The organism is Catonella sp., assembly GCF_052173895.1.
GTDB lineage: Bacteria > Bacillota > Clostridia > Lachnospirales > Lachnospiraceae > Catonella.
In genome coordinates this window covers 1-18,383 of record NZ_JBQMXS010000036.1, presented here as the reverse complement: position 1 = coordinate 18,383, position 18,383 = coordinate 1, and the positions used below count along the sequence as shown (strand labels likewise).

Annotated in this window: 19 protein-coding genes; 9 read left to right on the top strand and 10 right to left on the bottom strand. The window is 32.2% G+C overall.

The window, feature by feature from the left end; genetic code table 11:
• Nucleotides 1-241: 241 nt before the first annotated feature.
• The 5 genes from ACTTG8_RS07745 to gyrA all read right to left on the bottom strand — a co-directional run bounded on the left by ACTTG8_RS07745 (nt 242) and on the right by gyrA (nt 5,887).
• On the bottom strand, nt 242-1,096 hold the full coding sequence (locus ACTTG8_RS07745; RefSeq protein WP_442561551.1) for an amidohydrolase family protein: 855 nt from the start codon (nt 1,094-1,096) through the stop codon (nt 242-244).
• A 419-nt stretch (nt 1,097-1,515) separates the two neighbouring features.
• On the bottom strand, nt 1,516-2,268 hold the full coding sequence (locus ACTTG8_RS07740) for a class I SAM-dependent methyltransferase (RefSeq protein WP_442561550.1): 753 nt from the start codon (nt 2,266-2,268) through the stop codon (nt 1,516-1,518).
• Nucleotides 2,269-2,299: 31 nt separating this feature from the next.
• Nucleotides 2,300-2,719 (bottom strand): hypothetical protein, encoded by a 420-nt coding sequence (locus tag ACTTG8_RS07735; RefSeq protein ID WP_442561549.1) that lies wholly within the window; start codon nt 2,717-2,719, stop codon nt 2,300-2,302.
• A 22-nt stretch (nt 2,720-2,741) separates the two neighbouring features.
• On the bottom strand, nt 2,742-3,239 hold the full coding sequence (locus ACTTG8_RS07730; protein ID WP_442561548.1) for a hypothetical protein: 498 nt from the start codon (nt 3,237-3,239) through the stop codon (nt 2,742-2,744).
• 149 nt (nt 3,240-3,388) lie between these two features.
• Nucleotides 3,389-5,887 (bottom strand): DNA gyrase subunit A, encoded by a 2,499-nt coding sequence (gyrA, locus tag ACTTG8_RS07725; RefSeq protein WP_442561553.1) that lies wholly within the window; start codon nt 5,885-5,887, stop codon nt 3,389-3,391.
• A 401-nt stretch (nt 5,888-6,288) separates the two neighbouring features.
• Between gyrA and ACTTG8_RS07720 the strand changes: the two genes are divergently transcribed.
• On the top strand, nt 6,289-6,633 hold the full coding sequence (locus ACTTG8_RS07720) for a DUF6199 family natural product biosynthesis protein (RefSeq protein ID WP_442561547.1): 345 nt from the start codon (nt 6,289-6,291) through the stop codon (nt 6,631-6,633).
• A 114-nt stretch (nt 6,634-6,747) separates the two neighbouring features.
• Here the strand turns inward: ACTTG8_RS07720 and gyrB are convergent, their stop codons facing one another.
• The 5 genes from gyrB to dnaA form a co-directional block, all read right to left on the bottom strand.
• On the bottom strand, nt 6,748-8,658 hold the full coding sequence (gene gyrB, locus ACTTG8_RS07715) for a DNA topoisomerase (ATP-hydrolyzing) subunit B (protein WP_442561546.1): 1,911 nt from the start codon (nt 8,656-8,658) through the stop codon (nt 6,748-6,750).
• Nucleotides 8,659-8,672: 14 nt separating this feature from the next.
• Nucleotides 8,673-9,752: a DNA replication/repair protein RecF gene (gene recF / locus ACTTG8_RS07710; RefSeq protein ID WP_442561545.1), complete on the bottom strand. Its 1,080-nt coding sequence runs from the start codon at nt 9,750-9,752 to the stop codon at nt 8,673-8,675.
• Nucleotides 9,742-9,960, bottom strand: a complete 219-nt coding sequence (locus ACTTG8_RS07705; protein ID WP_442561544.1) for an RNA-binding S4 domain-containing protein — start codon at nt 9,958-9,960, stop codon at nt 9,742-9,744. Before ACTTG8_RS07705 ends, recF begins: the two co-directional genes overlap by 11 nt.
• 22 nt (nt 9,961-9,982) lie before the next feature.
• Nucleotides 9,983-11,095, bottom strand: a complete 1,113-nt coding sequence (gene dnaN, locus ACTTG8_RS07700) for a DNA polymerase III subunit beta (RefSeq protein ID WP_442561543.1) — start codon at nt 11,093-11,095, stop codon at nt 9,983-9,985.
• Between the two features lie 244 nt (nt 11,096-11,339).
• Nucleotides 11,340-12,713 (bottom strand): chromosomal replication initiator protein DnaA, encoded by a 1,374-nt coding sequence (gene dnaA, locus ACTTG8_RS07695; RefSeq protein WP_442561542.1) that lies wholly within the window; start codon nt 12,711-12,713, stop codon nt 11,340-11,342.
• Between the two features lie 442 nt (nt 12,714-13,155).
• On the opposite strand from dnaA, the gene rpmH reads away from it, so the two are divergent.
• From rpmH to ACTTG8_RS07655, 8 genes are all read left to right on the top strand, one after another.
• The gene (gene rpmH, locus ACTTG8_RS07690; protein ID WP_023355110.1) at nt 13,156-13,290 is read left to right on the top strand and encodes a 50S ribosomal protein L34; all 135 of its coding nucleotides are present in this window, start codon (nt 13,156-13,158) and stop codon (nt 13,288-13,290) included.
• Between the two features lie 63 nt (nt 13,291-13,353).
• On the top strand, nt 13,354-13,701 hold the full coding sequence (rnpA, locus tag ACTTG8_RS07685) for a ribonuclease P protein component (RefSeq protein ID WP_442561552.1): 348 nt from the start codon (nt 13,354-13,356) through the stop codon (nt 13,699-13,701).
• 2 nt (nt 13,702-13,703) lie between these two features.
• Nucleotides 13,704-13,919 carry a membrane protein insertion efficiency factor YidD gene (gene yidD / locus ACTTG8_RS07680; RefSeq protein WP_442561541.1) on the top strand — a complete coding sequence of 72 codons (216 nt, stop codon included), beginning with the start codon at nt 13,704-13,706 and terminating at the stop codon, nt 13,917-13,919.
• Between the two features lie 24 nt (nt 13,920-13,943).
• Nucleotides 13,944-15,218: a YidC/Oxa1 family membrane protein insertase gene (locus ACTTG8_RS07675; RefSeq protein ID WP_442561540.1), complete on the top strand. Its 1,275-nt coding sequence runs from the start codon at nt 13,944-13,946 to the stop codon at nt 15,216-15,218.
• 16 nt (nt 15,219-15,234) lie between these two features.
• Nucleotides 15,235-16,188 (top strand): RNA-binding cell elongation regulator Jag/EloR, encoded by a 954-nt coding sequence (jag, locus tag ACTTG8_RS07670; protein ID WP_442561539.1) that lies wholly within the window; start codon nt 15,235-15,237, stop codon nt 16,186-16,188.
• A gap of 250 nt (nt 16,189-16,438) precedes the next feature.
• Nucleotides 16,439-17,806, top strand: coding sequence for a tRNA uridine-5-carboxymethylaminomethyl(34) synthesis GTPase MnmE (mnmE, locus tag ACTTG8_RS07665; protein ID WP_442561538.1), 1,368 nt, complete (start codon nt 16,439-16,441; stop codon nt 17,804-17,806).
• Nucleotides 17,807-17,820: 14 nt separating this feature from the next.
• The gene (locus tag ACTTG8_RS07660) at nt 17,821-18,165 is read left to right on the top strand and encodes a phenylpyruvate tautomerase MIF-related protein (protein WP_442561537.1); all 345 of its coding nucleotides are present in this window, start codon (nt 17,821-17,823) and stop codon (nt 18,163-18,165) included.
• Nucleotides 18,165-18,383 (top strand): DUF4258 domain-containing protein (locus ACTTG8_RS07655; RefSeq protein ID WP_442561536.1); only part of this gene is annotated, 219 nt, incomplete at its 3' end. The genes ACTTG8_RS07660 and ACTTG8_RS07655, both read left to right, overlap by 1 nt.

Genomic DNA, 18,383 nt, shown 5'->3' with positions numbered 1-18,383 from the left:
CCTCTTGAGTATTTCTCCAAAGACTGAACAATGCGCTTATAACTTATTCTGTTATGTGCGTCCGCCAAGCGAATGCATATATTAGTGTATCAAAAGATAAAGCTAATGTCAATAACTTTTTTAAATATTATTAATTGTTTGCTCAATTTAATACAATTTGTGGTTTTAATCTTATTCCAATCTATATATAGTATAGTTATAATTACAAATCTAATTTATCTCGCAGCTACTCTAATATAAATCATAATTTTCTATATACAGATAGCATTCTCAAAGCGTTATTTTTACATATATCCTCTGTTTCTTTCAGTGAAAAATCCATTTTATCAAGTATTTCAAAATATTTATCATAAATTTCAGTTGGCTTTAAACATCTGCTATCCGGATAATCTGTTGCAAAAACCAGCTTATCAACACCTATCAAACGTAAAATCTCATTTGTTTTCTTTATCCCAAATCTATTTACATAATCAGGTAAAATAGCTGAAATATTAAAGTATGCATCCATTTTGTATAATTCTTCAAATTGAAATCCGCCTAAATGTGCTATTGATAATTTCACTTTCGGATATTTATCTAACATTTTTTTAATTCTGCCTGGTGAACATACATCATCTTTCAAATGTTCTCTTGGATATGAATGAATTTCAAGCAAAATGTTTTTATCACTTGCATATTCAAATATTTTATCATAATAATAAGCATCAATAGGATATCCTGTATTTGTAGGATGAAGTTTAATACCTATGAATTCATCCTTAACAAGTACTTTATTTAATTCTTCCAATGTCTCATTAATATTTTTTCTAATATCAACATCAGCAAAGCAGTGTAGTTTTCCCGGTATTCCTGCTGCTATATCAAGCATATTAGAATATACTGTTTCAATATTAAAATCCATAGAAAGCATGTATGGATCGTTAAAAGGCATGACAAATGCCATTTCAATATTATACTGTTCCATAATCTTTCTATAATCATTTACACTTCCATAATCTGCAAAGTTAGAGCCAAATCCACTGTTAGCTTTAATAACATCCTCCGGCATTAAGTGTATATGTGCATCTATTTTAGGTATTTCTTTCCAATTAACCATAGTTACCTCCTTTTAAATTTGAAGTTGTAGGGCTAATGTGCTTGTTTGATTTACTAAGTCACGCCTTCGCTGATAAATGTCCAGACTCGCTCCGGTTTTTCTGAAAGAGGCAATTTTAGAATAGTTCTTTTGACGAAAAACCTAATGCGCTCGCTTAGGCATTATCAACTCAGGCTGTTTAATTGATGAATGATTGCAAACAAACACATTAGCCACATTGGGTGGCGATAGGGGCTGTCTTTAATTTGGTATTCGAGTTATTATTTGTATAAATCTATGGTATCAGCTCCGAATGATAAATTCTAAGCGAGCGCATTAGGCGCAGCGAAGCGGATGCCGGAGCGAGTCTGAAATGTTATCATTCGGAGCGTCAACTTTGCTAAATAATTTGAAAGCGACAAATTCTAATTTATCTATTTCTATAATTTAGCTGATTTTGTTGCAATATATGTTTTAATATTCAGTTCATGCAGCCTACCAAAACCATTTGTATCTTCATATATATCAAGCAGAGTAAACCCAGCCTTTAATTGTCCACCTATCTGCTCCGTTATATTGTGAGAGAACTGCATTCCGGATTTTTCTTTAATCATATATTCTTTAGCCGCTTTATCTTTTAATGGATTAAAAGGCATTTTCCAAACAATTTCTTTTTCTTCATTATCCACAATGTAGTTTATCTCATTATTTAAACCTGCAAGAAAAATACCACCCTTTTTCAGAACTCTATATGCTTCATTAAAAACATGTTGGACATCTTCAACATAACAGTTAGAAACAGGATGAAACACTATATCAAAAGTCTCATTTTCAAAAGGCAAAATTTTTGTCATATCACCTTCAATTGCTTTAATATTATAGCCTTCTCTTTCAGCAATTAAAAATTCGCTTTCTATTTGCTTTGAAGAATAATCAAGTACCGTACAGTCCGCCCCTAACGCATTAAATATAGGCATTTGTTGCCCTCCACCTGATGCTAAACCTAAGATTTTCTTTCCTTTTAAATCTCCAAGCCACTCATGTGGAACTGAAACAGTCGGAGTAAGAAAAACTTTCCATTCTCCATTTTTTACACTGATATATTCATCATGCGAAGTTGGTTTCCCCCATTCCCAACCTTCCTCAACCCATCTGTCAATGGTTTCTTTGTTTATATCCTGATATGTTTTCATTATTTTACTTACCTCCTTAACAACTTCAAATTTAGCTATCAATCCTATAAACCATATCACCAGTATTCCAAATATACATGATTGCGGATACAGGCTCTTTTCCTTCTATCCAAATCCATCCTGTATATGTTGTATAATATCCAAAGTATCCTTCTATTAAAATTTCAAACTCTGCATTTGAATACTCTTCCATATACTCAATTAAACTTATGGCTTTTCCTGAAAAATCACCTTCATAAACTGTTCTATCAAATATTAAAATACTACATTCGTCTAAATCGCTGTCATAAAACAAAACTTCTCCGGAATATATTTTTTCTCCATCTTTTGTATATTGAAATATTTTGTTAAGGTATAATGTCAAAATATTGTTTCTAAATGTAATTTTCTTTATTTTACTATCATGTAAACTAAACAAAATATTGCTATTCCTGTCATGTATTAAATCCATCTTAACCCTCACTAATTTCAATTTATCTTTTACTGATCTCTCTTGCTAATCTACTCTTTGACAGTTTCCCATTTTTAATCCGTTTCAATAAAACTAAAGGATTATAGCTGTAAGATAATCGTATTTTATAATAATTTATCCACTCAATTAGTGCAAATGCCAGAATGAAAATTGCAGACATCACAACATTAACATTTATATAATTAAGTATAATTATAGGAATACCGAGGCATAATAAAAGAAAATCAACAGTTTTAAGTATGCTGTATATCTTTTTTGTATTTGTTATAGCAAACTGCGGCATGGATAGCCTTCTTAACAGAATTAACCAGTATATTGAGCCTTGAATAAGGATCAAACTTAGTACAGTCAACGGATATATAACAGAAATTAACATTTTTGTATTTATAAGCCACTTTTTGAAAATAAAAAAACATATCCAAAATGATATAACAGCAACAAGTTCTCCAGTCCATAATTTGGTAAGTTCTTGTTTTATCTTACTTTTTGGTGATTTCATGCTTTTCCTCTGTTAATTTGTTAAATAAAACTTCTTTATCTTTCTTGTACAATTCTATAATTTCACATTAAAAATGCTAAGTCATGGTTTTACCTCTAACTTAGCATTTTCAAAGTTAACCCAAATTTGAGTTTAATTAATTTATTATCTTAATGATTACTGTTTTCATCAGCATTTTCAACAGTTTCTTCTTCTACTGCTGCCTTATCATCTTCTCTTACCTTAGCTATCTTAGCTATCACATTATCTCCTTCTACATTCATAAGCTTAACTCCTGAGGTAACTCTTCCAAGAATAGATATGCTTTCAACTGCCATTCGGATAATTATACCGGCTTTTGTGATAAGCATTATTTCGTTATTATCATTTACTGACTTAGCACCTATAACAAGACCTGTCTTTTCTACTATCTTGTAGCATTTTACACCCTTTCCTCCTCGGTGCTGAGTTGTAAATTCCGAAATTTCTGTTCTCTTTCCAAGACCATTTTCAGAAACTATAAGGAGCTGCTCACCCTGTGTGTCAAGCTGCATTGCCACTATTTCATCAGTGTCATCTATGGTCATACCTATTACACCCATAGATGCCCTACCTGTAGGACGAACATCTTTTTCATTAAATCTTATACACATACCGTTCTTTGTAAGAAGGAAGATATCATTTTCATTGTTAGTAAGTTTAACTTCTATAAGGTCATCATCTTCCCTTAAATTAATAGCCTGCAATCCTGTCTTTCTTATATTGGTATATTCACTTAGAGCAGTCTTTTTAACTATACCACGCTTGGTAGCCATAAATAAATATCCGTCTGTCTTTTCTTTTCTGATATTTATAACTGCTGTAACCTGTTCTTCTGGCTGAAGTTGTAAGAGATTTACCATAGCTGTACCTCTGGCTGTACGGCTTGCCTCAGGTATCTGATATGCTTTAAGCCTATATACTCTTCCCTTATTAGTAAAGAAAAGTATATAATGGTGTGTAGTAGTCATTAAGAGATCTTCTATAAAATCTTCTTCAATGGTCTGCATTCCCTTTATGCCCTTACCACCTCTGTTCTGACTTTTAAAATTATCTGTTGTCATTCTCTTGATGTATCCCATATTTGTCATAGCAATTACGGTATTTTCATCAGGAATCAAATCATCATTTGTAATATCAGAATCATCTGCTACTATCTGACTTCTTCTCTCATCACCATACTTGTCACGAATTACTGTAATTTCTTCCTTGATTACACCAAGTAATTTTTTTATATCAGCTAAAATTTCTTTTAATTCCTTAATTCTTACCTGTAAGCTGTCATATTCGCCCTGAAGTTTCTCTCTTTCTAAACCTGTAAGCGACCTTAAACGCATTTCTACTATTGCCTGAGCCTGAACATCATCAAAACCAAATCTTTCCATCAATTTCTCTTTGGCCTCTGCAGTAGTCTTTGAACCTCTGATTATACTAATAACCTCGTCAATATAATCAAGAGCTAAAAGAAGTCCTTTTAAAATATGTGCTCTTTCTTCTGCCTTATTAAGCTCGTACTGACTTCTTCTTCTGACAACACTTTCTTGATGCTCAAGGTAAAAACCTAGCATCTGTTTAAGGTTCATAACCACAGGCTCATTATTTACAAGTCCAAGCATATTTGTACCGAAAGTAGTCTGTAGCTGGGTATGTTTATAAAGTTTTTTGAGAATAATATTTGGGTTTACATCACGCCTTAACTCTATACAGATACGCATACCATTTCTGTTTGACTCATCACGAAGTTCTGTAATTCCGTCTATTCTCTTATTTTTCACCATATCGGCTATATATTCTATAAGTCTTGCTTTATTCACAAGATATGGAAGTTCAGTCACAACTATACGGTTCTTTCCATTTGCCATAGGTTCTATGTCCGTTACGGCTCTAACTATAATTTTACCCTTTCCTGTCCTATAAGCCTCTTCTATTCCTGTTCTCCCAAGTATATTTGCTCCCGTTGGAAAATCAGGACCTTTTACTATTTGCAGAATCTCATCAATTTCAGTATCTCTATCTTCAATAATCTTATTATCTATAATTTTATTTACTGCATTTATTATTTCTACAAGATTATGCGGAGGAATATTAGTAGCCATACCTACAGCTATACCTGATGCTCCATTTACAAGCAGGTTAGGATATCTTGAAGGAAGAACCGTAGGCTCTTTTTCTGTTTCATCAAAGTTAGGTATGAAATCTACAGTATCCTTTTCTATATCTGAAAGCATTTCCACAGAAATTTTGCTAAGCCTTGCCTCTGTATACCTCATAGCTGCTGCTCCGTCTCCGTCCACAGAGCCAAAGTTTCCATGTCCGTCTACAAGCATATATCTGGTAGACCAGCTCTGAGCAAGATTTACAAGGGCTCCATAAATAGAACTGTCTCCATGTGGGTGGTATTTACCCATGGTATCGCCGACAATTCTGGCACATTTTCTATGTGGCTTATCAGGAGTATTGGAAAGCTCCTTCATAGCATACAGTATTCTTCTTTGTACAGGCTTAAGCCCGTCCCTTACATCAGGCAAGGCACGTGACGCAATTACTGACATAGCATAGTCTATGTAGGAATCTTCCATAGTCTTTTTTAAGTCTACTTCATTAATCCTGTCAAAAATATTCTCGTCCATTCTCTTATCCTTTTCCTTACATTTTAACTTATAAAGATAAAATTTCATCTTCTAAGCTTTTTCTGTTCTAAAACAATATTATATCACAAAATTTGATTAAATAATATACTTTTGGAAAATCTTATTTTATGATACAAGTGTCAAAAGTATAAAAATTCTGTGCAAGCTTGCTTGCAAAAGAATTTATTATCTTTTGACACGCAAAAAATATGAGTAAGCAGCCATTTTTTGCAAAAAAAATGAGCGGATTACGAATATTTTTGCAAGGATTGCGATAAGCGAAGCTATAGTAATCCTGTATCAATGGTCATCAAATACTTTTGACGCCCACATCATTTTATTGTATACTTAAAAAAGTTGATTTGTGTTTAGTTTTATTATTATTTTAGGAGGTAATATATATGTTAATGAATTACTCTGTACAAATTGACATGTCTGAGTTTGATTCTGAAATACTGGAACAAATTGAAACAGCAAGTGAGGCAGCTTCAAATGATAATAGCAATATTTATCTGGTTGTATTCATTTGTATTTTTTTCCTTACTTTAAGTTATTTACTTTATTTTAAGTATGAACTAATATATAAAATTACTGAAAGTTGGAAAAGTTATGGTTCATCAGATTGTTCCGATTTATATATTGCAAATTGTAAAATAGGCGCAATTATACTTCTTTTTTTCGTGATATATATGATTATCAATTTTACTTTTGATTTTCGGTTTGATTTCTTAGGATTATTTGGATAAAAATGGGGCTGTTGCAATTAAGAAAAAGTTCAACAATATATAGTAAATTTATCATCAAATTATTACTGTATTTTGTGTATCTCATTCTTAATACAACAGCCCATATTAAATTTGTTATATATCCAAATTCCTTACATACTTAGCATTCTGCTCAATAAACTCTCGCCTTGGCTCTACTTTATCACCCATAAGTGTATTGAAAGTCAGGTCTATTTCTGAAACATTTTCCTCGTCCATCATAACTTTAAGTAGTACACGTCTTTCAGGATCCATAGTAGTTTCCCAAAGCTGCTCTGCATCCATCTCTCCAAGACCTTTATAACGCTGAACCTTATTGCCGGCATCACGCCCTATATCAGACATTATTTTTTCAAGATCTTTATCATTATATGCATACCATATCTTATTTCCCTTCTCCACTTTGTAAAGAGGAGGCTGTGCAAGGTAAACATGACCTTGCTTTATAAGTTCCGGCATAAAACGGTAAATGAATGTCAGCATAAGTGTATCTATATGTGCTCCGTCTATATCCGCATCAGTCATTATTATAATTTTTTTGTATCTAAGTTTACTTATATCAAAATCGTCATGTATACCTGTACCAAAAGCTGTTATCATAGACTGTATTTCTTTATTTTCAAGTATTTTATCAAGTCTTGATTTTTCTACATTAAGAATCTTACCTCTAAGTGGAAGTATAGCCTGTGTAGCCCTATCTCTTGCATCTTTTGCAGAACCACCCGCAGAATCTCCCTCTACAAGGTAAATTTCACAGTTATCAGGGTTCTTATCCGAACAGTCGGCAAGCTTGCCCGGAAGATTCATATATTCAAGTGCTGTCTTTCTTCTGGTTAAGTCTCTTGCCTTTCTTGCCGCATCTCTTGCCCTCTGAGCTAACAATGCTTTTTCAACTATCATCTTAGCTATAGCAGGATTTTGTTCAAGGAAAATCATAATCTGCTCACTTGCTATTGTTTCAACTGCTCCTCTTGCCTCACTATTTCCAAGTTTTTGCTTAGTCTGCCCTTCAAACTGAGGCTCAGGAATCTTGATACTTACGATAGCTGTCATTCCCTCTCTAATATCTTCACCTGTAAGAGCAGGGTCATTTTCCTTAACTAACTTCATCAGCTTTGCATATTCGTTAAAAGTTTTTGTTAAAGCATTTCTGAATCCTGTAAGGTGTGTACCTCCCTCAGGAGTATTTATATTATTTACAAAACTGTAACATCCTTCATTATAACCATCATTATGCTGGAGTGCCACTTCTACCTGAACTGTACCCTTCTTTCCCTCACAATAAATAATCTTATCATAAATAACATTTTGATTTTTATTTAAATAACTTACATACTCCATAATTCCACCCTCATAGTAGAAACTATCTGTCTTTTTATTCTCTTCTCTTCTGTCAGTAAGGCTTATCCTAAGACCTTTTGTAAGAAATGCCATTTCTCTGAGGCGATGTTTTATAGTTGCATAGTCAAATACTGTTTCTTCGAATATTTCACTATCAGGTAAAAATGTAACAGTAGTTCCATGTCTTTCTGTATCACCTATTTCTGTAAGTTCTGTAACTACCTTGCCTCTTTCATAACGCTGTTTATATGCTTTTCCATCTGTTTCTACCAATACTTCAAGCCATTCAGAAAGAGCATTTACAACAGATGCACCTACACCATGAAGTCCTCCTGATACCTTATATCCTCCACCGCCAAATTTTCCACCGGCATGAAGAACTGTAAATACAACCTGTACAGCAGGGAGTCCTGACTTTGAATTAATACCTACCGGTATTCCACGACCATCGTCTACTACTGTAATAGAATTATCTTTATTTACAAATACCTCTATATGACTGCACTCACCTGCAAGTGCTTCATCTACGGAATTATCCACTATCTCATATACAAGATGGTGAAGTCCCTTAAGGGATGTAGAACCAATATACATACCGGGTCTTTTCCTAACTGCCTCAAGTCCTTCAAGTATCTGAATCTGGTCAGCTCCGTATTCTGCACTCATTTTTTTACCTCACTTTAATCATCAATTTTACCACTATTTATCTTATATATCCTGCCATCAGCCTTTTTATTTTCAACAAATTCTTCAAGACCGGTACAAGTAATAATAGTTTGTATATCACCTATACTCTCTATAAGATAATTTTGTCTGCTCCTGTCAAGTTCTGAAAGTACATCATCTAGTAACAAAATAGGATTATCCCCAGTTTTTTTCTTAAAAAGTTCTATTTCCGAAAGTTTTAGCGAAAGTGCTGTACTTCTTTGCTGTCCCTGAGAACCATATTTTCTTACATCATTTTTATTTATATAAAATGTTACATCATCTCTCTGAGGCCCAATTAAAGTAGTTTTATTGTAAATATCACTACTTCTGCCTCTTTTTAACTTATCTGAAAAATCTTCTTCAATAACATTTGGATTATACTCTATCTGCAGCTCTTCCTTACCTCCGGTAAGCCTACTGTGAATAGGTTTTATTATCTCATCAAGTTCAGATATAAATTTTCTCCTATTCTTTATAATCTCAGCCCCTACCTGAACCAACTGTTCATCCCACACATCAAGTGTATCAAGTATATTCATATCATTAGAAATCTGCTTTAAAAGATTATTTCTCTGAACTAATATTTTATTATATTTGGAAAGATTATACAAATATATTCGATTTATTTGGGATAATTCCATATCTATAAATCTTCTTCTCTCTGCCGGTCCATTTTTAATCATATTAAGGTCTTCCGGAGAAAATAAAATAAGCTGTGCTATCCCAAATACATCAGAGGATTTATGAACAGGTATTCCATCTATTGCCATAGCTTTGGATTTACTTTTTTTTAAATGCATATCAACTTTTCTGTCTAAACCATTTTTATTAAAAATAATTCTTACATGCGACTCATCTCTGCCTATGGTTATCATTTCTTTATCTTTGCTATTTTTATGAGATTTAGTTGTAGTTGCAGCATATATAGATTCAAGTATATTTGTCTTTCCCTGTGCATTATCTCCGTATATAATATTAAGACCTTGTCCAAATTCAATATTGATATTCTCTATATTTCTAAAATCACTAAGTACTAGAGACTTAATTATCATTTGCCTCAACCCTTACTTCTTTTCCTTTAAAAGAAACTATATCACCAGGAACAACTTTTTTTCCCCTTCTTGTATCTATCTGACCATTAACTAATACTAAACTGTTCTGGATATAATACTTTGCCTCCACTCCATTATCTGCAAAACCAGCAAGTTTTATAAGCTGGCCAAGTTTTATATAATCATCTTTTATTTTTATAACCTGCATAGATACCTCCACTTATATATAATTAAATATCTTCAGGATTAAAATTTACAGGAAGAATTATATATAAATAACTTTCTTCTTTGTTTTTTATAGAACATGGTGCTTTAGCATTTAAAAAATAAATATCTATATTATCATCTTCTATTACTTTTAATGCATCCATAACAAGCACCGGATTAAAAGCTATTAATATATCTTTTCCATCTTTAGATAATTCCATGTCATTATCTACACTTCCTGTAGCCGTTTTTATGCTAAAATTTATATTATTTTCTGTTATATCAAGTATTACAGGTTTTTTTTCTTTTTCAGTAATAAAAGGTAGTGCTGAATTCATATTTTCAAGAAATTCTCTTCTGTCTATATTAATCTTAGTTTCATAATCACTTGAAATCATTTGGTCAACATTGTAAAATTCACCATCTATAAGTCTTGAATTAACAGTAGTATTGTTAAATTCAAAAACTATATGTTTTTTTGAGAAGTATATAGCAACTGTATCATCTACTTCTCCTGAAAGAATCTTGCTTATTTCGTTTAAAGTTTTACTTGGAACTATAGCTTTAATATTTTCATGTTCTCCTTTAAGTAAAACCTTTCTTATAGATATTCTATGTCCATCAAGAGCTATCATTCTTAAATGATTATTATTTACTTCTAAAAGCTCTCCTGTCATTACTTTCATGTTTTCGTTAACAGATACTGAAAATATTGTTTGTTTAATCATTTCTTTAAGAGTATATTGTGAAACTTCAATATTTTTTATTATTTCTATATTAGGTAAAATTGGAAATTCATCTATACTTTGTCCATCTATTGTTGAAGTTTTTTTACCACATTTTATTATTGCTTTATAATTAATATCTGTATTTATTTCAACTAAATCATTTGGAAAACCTCTTATTATATCAAAAAATATTTTTGATTTTAAAGCTATACTTCCGGATTCGATAATTTCTCCATTAATAATAGTTTCTATTCCTAATTCCATATCATTAGCAAGGAGTCTTATACTATTGTCAACTGTTTTTATTACTATACATTCAAGAATAGGTAAGGTTGTTCTAGAAGAAATTGCTTTTATTACAATATTAATTCCTTTTATCAAATCACCTTGATTTATTTTTATTAACATAACTTCTCCTTAGCAGTTTATTTTCTCTTAGTAGGTGGATAATTTCTATATATATAAAATATATACTTAGTAGTAGTAGGGATAGTGAATATGTTTATAAGCTAATAAAACAGCATAAAATCAGTCTTTTGAGCTTTTTATAAGTGTGTGGAAATAAAATAAATCTGAAAATAGCTATTCACAGCTTAAAAACATAATAATCCAAATTATCCAATGATTATCACAAAGTTATAAACATTGGATTTTAAGAAGAAATGAGTTTTTTAATTACATCAAGTTTAACTGAAAGTTCAGTACTGTTTGATTTTTTCTCATTTTCAAGATCATCTTCTATTTTTTTAATTCCATGAACTATTGTAGAGTGATCTTTTTTTCCAAGTTTAGATGCTATTTCTTTTAATGAAGCAGAGGTAAGCTGTTTGCATAAGTACATAGCAATCTGCCTTGGATAAGCTACATTACTACTTCTATTTGAAGAGCGAAGCTGATCTATTGAAAGCTCATAATGGCTTGCTACTACATCTATAATAGTATCAATAGTTATAACATTTTTAATATTAGGATTAATAATATCTTTTAAGGCATTTTTGGCTATTTCTAAAGTAGCCTCAGTATTTACATTTACAAGTTTATTAAGAGCAGTTACTTTTTTATATGCTCCTTCTAACTCTCTTATATTTGAATTTACATTTGTAGCTATATAATTTAGAATTTCATCGCTAAGATGTTCTTGTTCAAGTTCACAGCGTTTTTTTAATATTGCCATTCTTGTTTCATAATCAGGAGGATTAATTTCTGAAAGCATACCACTTCCAAAACGAGATTTAATCCTATCTTCAATATTAGTAAAGTCCTTAGGAGGACGGTCTGATGAAATTATTATTCTTTTTCCTGCCTGATAAAGTTCATTAAAGGTATGGAAAAATTCTTCTTCAGTTCTTTCTTTTCCTATAACGAACTGAATATCATCAATAAGAAGTGCATCTATGTTACGGTATTTTTTTCTAAATTCTTTAGAAGCAAGTACGCCTTCTTTTATAGCCTCAATAACTTCATTAGTAAATTGTTCACTTGTAACATAAAGAACCCTTGCATCTTTTTGATTTTCAAGGATGTAATGAGCTATTGAATGCATCAAGTGTGTTTTTCCAAGTCCGACACCACCATATATAAAAAGAGGATTCCAGTTAGTACCCGGATTTTCTGCAACAGAAAGGGCAGCTGCAGTAACAAGGCGATTATTATCTCCAACTACAAAAGTATCAAAGGTATAGTTGGGGTTAAGGTTAGCACTTGCAGCCCTTTCCCTAAGCAAATTATGTTCATTTTTTGTAGCATCATAACTGCCCAATTCTTCTTTAGATATAAATTTTAGATTATAGGACTTAGATGTAACAGTTTCAATTGAATTCTTAATAAAGGCATAAAACTTTTCCTTAACATAAGAATCATTGTGTTGATAAACTTCATCATCCATTAGAATAACAACTGTATCATCATTTTCATCATAAACCTTAAGAGGTTTAATAAAAGTTTTAAATAATACCGGTTTTATTTCAAAATCATTTTCAAGCATTTCCAGTATTGCATCCCAATTTTTGCTAACTAATTGTTTCATAAGACAAAATACTCCTTTATACATATATTCTATCGCAAAATAAGATAAAATACAACCTAATATATTAAAGAGTTATTCAAGTTATCCACAAAAATATGTTAATAACTTGTGGATAAGTGAGTAAATATACAGTATTGTATAAGTTATCGACATTTATAGAATAACATTATAAACATTATAACAAATTACTGTAAAACAATAAAAATGGGAATTTATTAAAATAATCACGACTTATCCACAACTTATAAACATTATGTGGATAAGTGAGTAGATGTTTGTAGAATAATTGTGAATAAATTGTATAGAATACAGTCTACACTGATAGAAAGAATAAAAAGTAATAAAAAGAAACTTTTATCTTGATTTTTGAGAAATATGCTGATATTATAAGGGTTGATTGTATTTAATCGCTAAACTAGAGTGAGTTAAGGAGGTGTACCAAATGAAGATGACATTCCAGCCTAAGAAGAGGCAGAGATCAAAGGTTCATGGATTCCGTAAGAGAATGAAGACAGCTGATGGCAGAAGAGTATTAGCTAGAAGAAGAGCTAAGGGCAGAAAGAAATTATCTGCATAATCAGTTACAATAACAATAAGGACACAGGCCTTGCCGGTGTCCGTTTGTTTATCAAGGAAAAATATGTTACCTAATTCGTTGAAGAATTCAAGGGAATTCAAAAAAGTTTATAATAATGGAAAATCTTATGCCAACAAGTATCTGGTTATGTATATGTATCATAATGGAACCGAAGAAAATAGAGTAGGTATATCAGTTAGTAAAAAAGTTGGCAATAGTGTGGTTAGGCATAGAGCAACCAGATTGATAAGAGAGAGCGTAAGGCTCAACAATGAAAAGATTAAAAGAGGTTATGATATCGTTATTATAGCCAGAGGAAGTATTAAAGATAAGAAATATAAAGATGTAGAGAGTGCATATATTCATTTATGTAAATTACATCACTTGCTCCAAAGGGAAAGAGATGATTAAAATTGATAAAGAAATTTCTTATATTTTTAATAAAAATTTATAAAAATCATATATCTCCTTATAAAGGGAGTCCTGTGTGCAGATTTATTCCATCTTGTTCAACTTATGCTATTCAGGCTATTGAAAAGTATGGGGCATTAAAGGGCTCTTATTTGGGTGTAAAGAGAATTATGAGATGTCATCCTCTGTCAAAGGGCGGTGTTGATTTTGTACCTTAAAGAAAGATTTAGGAGGAAGGTAGTTTGATCCAACAAGTATTTGCACTAACTCAGTATAATGGTGCCATAGTAGGTCCTATTGCAAGGATACTTGCATATATAATGAATGGTATTTATGCAGTATTTTCTTCAATCGGAATAGAAAATGCTGCTCTTTGTATTGTATTATTTACATTTATAATGAGAGCTTTTATGATTCCTATTTATTACAAACAGCAGAAAGTAGGAAAGCTCACATCAAAAATGAGTCCTGAACTTCAGGAAATTTCTAAAAAATATAAGGGCAAGCGTGATGCAGAGTCACAAAGAAGAATGCAGCAGGAAACTCAGGCAGTTTATGAAAAATATGGTTCAAATCCATTATCAGGCTGTCTTCCGGTACTTATAACACTTCCTATAATGTTCGGTCTTTATAGGATAGTTCAGAGTATGCCGGCTTATATGCCTGCTATCAGAAACCTGTATGAAGGTATTGCTACTCCTCTTATGGAGCAGCAAAATTATGCTGATACCATTACTAAAATAGCTAACAGCAATACAGTAAAATTAGTTACAGAGGGTGATAAAAGTGTTATATTAAACTCTGTGATAGATGTACTTGCTACATTTAACCATGATAAATGGGAGGCACTTAAGGCAAGTTTCAGTGGTATTTCAAATGTAATAGCCACTAATTCTACTGAAATAGAACATATAAATAATGTATTTGGACTTTTTTCAATCTCAGATGTGCCGGGATTTTCAAACCCTATTACTTTTATAGTGCCTATACTTGCAGGTGTATTGCAGTTCATAAATGGTAAGCAGATGTTTAAGAATCAGCCACAGACAAATACTAATGATCAGGCTGCTGCTATTAATAAGAATATGATGAATTTTATGCCATTTATGCAGGCATTCTTCTGTCTTACATTTCCAATAGGTATTGGTGTTTACTGGATTGCAGGTAGTGTGATGATGATAATACAGCAGTATTTCTTTAATAAATTGCTTGAAAATGTAGATGTTGAAGAAATGATAAGAAAGAATCAGGAAAAGGCTGCAAAACTTCGTGCAAAAAGGGGAGAGGCACCTGTAGCTGAGAAGTTTAATCAGTTTGCAAATACTTCAACTAAGTCAATAGCAAATACAAATACAAAGAAGATTGATGATAATTCATCAGATGATACTAAGTATACTGAAAAAGGAATTACAATTAAGACAAAAAATAACTATAAGATTACGGATTATAAAAAGCGTGAGGGTGAGTATAAGGCTACTAATATTTCAGATGTGGCTAATATGTTAAAGAGAGATTAGGTATTGGAGGTATATTATGAGTAATAATTGGATTGAGATTTCAGCAAAAACAGTTGATGATGCAATAAATGAGGGTTTGGCTAGACTTGGAACTACAAGCGATAAAATGGATGTAGAAGTGCTTGAAAAAGAAAGTTCAGGTTTTTTAGGATTTATAGGAAGACATGATGCGAAGATAAGAGTAAGAATTAAGGAAACTAAGGCTGTTTCTGAAGTGGCAGCTAAGCCTGCTAAGGTAGAAAGACCTGTAACTGCAAAAGTAAGTCAGGAAGTAAAAGAGGAAGAAAAAGCAGTATCTGAGCAGGTTAGAAAACCTAAAAAGAAGTTTGATGAAACTGAAAAGGAAGAGCCTGTTTCTATAAGCAGACAGGAAGAGGCTAAGGCTAATGCAGTAAAATTCCTTACAGATGTATTTAAGGCTATGAATCTTGAAACAGTTATAAATGTGGAATTTGATACAGTAGAAAATGAACTTAACATAGATGTTAAGGCAGACGATATGGGAGTGCTTATAGGAAAGAGAGGACAGACTCTTGATTCTCTTCAGTACATAGTAAGCCTTGCCATAAATAAAGATAGTAGCGAGTATGTAAAGGTTAAGCTTGATTCTGAAAATTATAGAATAAGAAGAAAGGAAACCCTTGAGAATCTTGCTAAGAACATAGCATCTAAGGTAAAGAGAACAGGTAGACAGGTTTCACTTGAGCCTATGAATTCGTTTGAAAGAAGAATAATTCACTCTGCTTTGCAGGCTGATAATGATTGTGAAACTTTCAGCGAAGGCAGTGATCCTTACCGTAGGGTAGTTGTTAAGCCAAAGGGTGAGAGAACTTATTATAATAACAGATATAATAAAGGTTATGGTAAAAAGCCTTATGGAAGAAAGCCATATCGTAAGAATGGTTATAACAGGAATTATACTAAGAAGTATGAAAAAGAAGAGTATGATGACACAGCAGATGTAGAATAGTAAAAATAATCCTTGTAGAACTGAGTACTTAGTTCTACAGGGATTTTGTTGTTTATGAGGGAAAATTGTGATAGTATGGGGTTAGGAGTTTACAAAAATAATAATATTCCGAAATGGGAAAATTATTGTAAATTTAAGGAAAATATTCTATAAATGGAATATTTATATATTCAGGTAAAAAATCTGATTGAATGGTTGTTGGAGGATAGTATAAAATATTAAACTTTAAGAGAAGAGTGGAGTAATAATTATGAATGATACAATTACAGCAATTTCTACGGCAGTTGGAAATTCAGGAATAAGTATAATCAGAATAAGTGGAGATGAAGCCTTTGATATAGCCAGAAAGCTTATGAAATTATCTTCTACTGATGTAGAAAAAATAAAAACCCATACTATAAAATATGGACATATATATAATGAGACAGAGATAGTAGATGAGGTATTGGTTTCATTTATGAAAGAACCGAAGACTTATACAAGGGAAGATGTGGTAGAAATAAACTGTCATGGAGGGGCATTTATAACAAAAAAAGTGCTTGAAACTGCTATAAAAGCAGGTGCGAGGCTGGCAGAGCCGGGTGAATTTACAAAAAGAGCCTTTCTTTCAGGAAGAATAGACCTCACACAGGCAGAGGCTGTTATGGATATCATAAGGGCAGATAGCGATTATGCCATAAAGAGTGCAGGTAGAAGATTAAACGGAGGAATAGGGGATAAGTTAAAGCCTGTAAAAGACAGTATTTTAACTGATATGGCTTATATAGAGGCAGCCCTTGACGATCCGGAGCATATGTCACTTGACGGAAAATCGGAAGAGATAAGGGAAAATGTAGTTAATAATATAAATGCCCTGAATAACATTTTGGAAAATGCAGGTAAAGGCAGAATAATTAAAGAGGGTATTAAGACCGTAATAGTAGGTAAGCCGAATGTGGGCAAGTCTTCATTTCTTAATTATATTTCGGGGGAAGAAGTAGCTATAGTTACGGATATTCCGGGTACAACCAGAGATGCCCTGTTTCAAAATGTGAGCCTTGGGGATATCTCACTCAATATTGTGGATACGGCAGGAATTAGAGAGACTGACAATGAGATTGAGAGAATGGGAATAGAGAGGGCAAAGGAGCATTTAAATGATGCTGACCTTGTACTTATGATAATAGATGTATCTAAATCACTTTCAACAGAGGATAAGGAACTGCTTACTGAAATAAAGTCAAAAAAGACTGTACTTATATTAAATAAGACAGACCTTGAAAGAGGTTTAACAGATGAGGAGTATGAGAAATTTTTGGAGTTTAACTCAGTCGAAATTTCAGCAAAGAAAAGGATTGGAATAGAAAGATTGACTGAGATTATTAAGGCAATGTTTTTTAATGGGGAATTGGACTTTAATAATGAAATTTATCTTTCCAATCTTAGACAGGAAGGTGCTATAAGAAGGGCAAAAGAAAGTTTGAATATGGTACTGGAGTCTATTGATTCGGGAGTTTCGGAGGATTTTTATACTATTGACCTTATGAATGCTTATAATGCCATCGGAGAAGTTACAGGGGATACCACCAGCGAGGACTTGGCTGATAAGATATTTAAGGATTTTTGTATGGGAAAGTAGAAAGGAGAAAAACTATGCCATTTATTAATTCAAAAATTACAAAGAAGATTACAAGAGAAGAGGAAGTTGTAGTAAAAGAAAAACTTGGAAAAGCCATTGAACTTGTACCGGGTAAGAGTGAAGCTTGGCTTATGTTAAATTTTGAGCCTGAGAGCCATCTTTATTTTAAGGGCAGTAATGAGAAGGATATAGCCTATGTTGAGGTAAATGTATTCGGAAATGAGAATAAAGAGGCTTTCAGTAATTTAACTGCTGAAATAACAAAGATTTTTAATGAGGTTCTCGGAATAGAACCTGAGAGAATTTATGTAAAGTATGAGACAACTACTAACTGGGGCTGGAATGGAAGGAATTTTTAATGGAAATTGAGATATACAGAAAACTATGTGACGAATCAAAAATTATGTGGGCTGCACATTGTCTACAAAGAATGCAGGAAAGAGATATAAGTCGTGCAGATGTAAAAAATGGAATTGTAACGGGAGAAATAATAGAGGAATATCCTGATGATTTTCCAAATTTTAGTTGTCTAATTTTTGGATATAGCATAAATGGAAAGATTTTGCATATAGTTGCA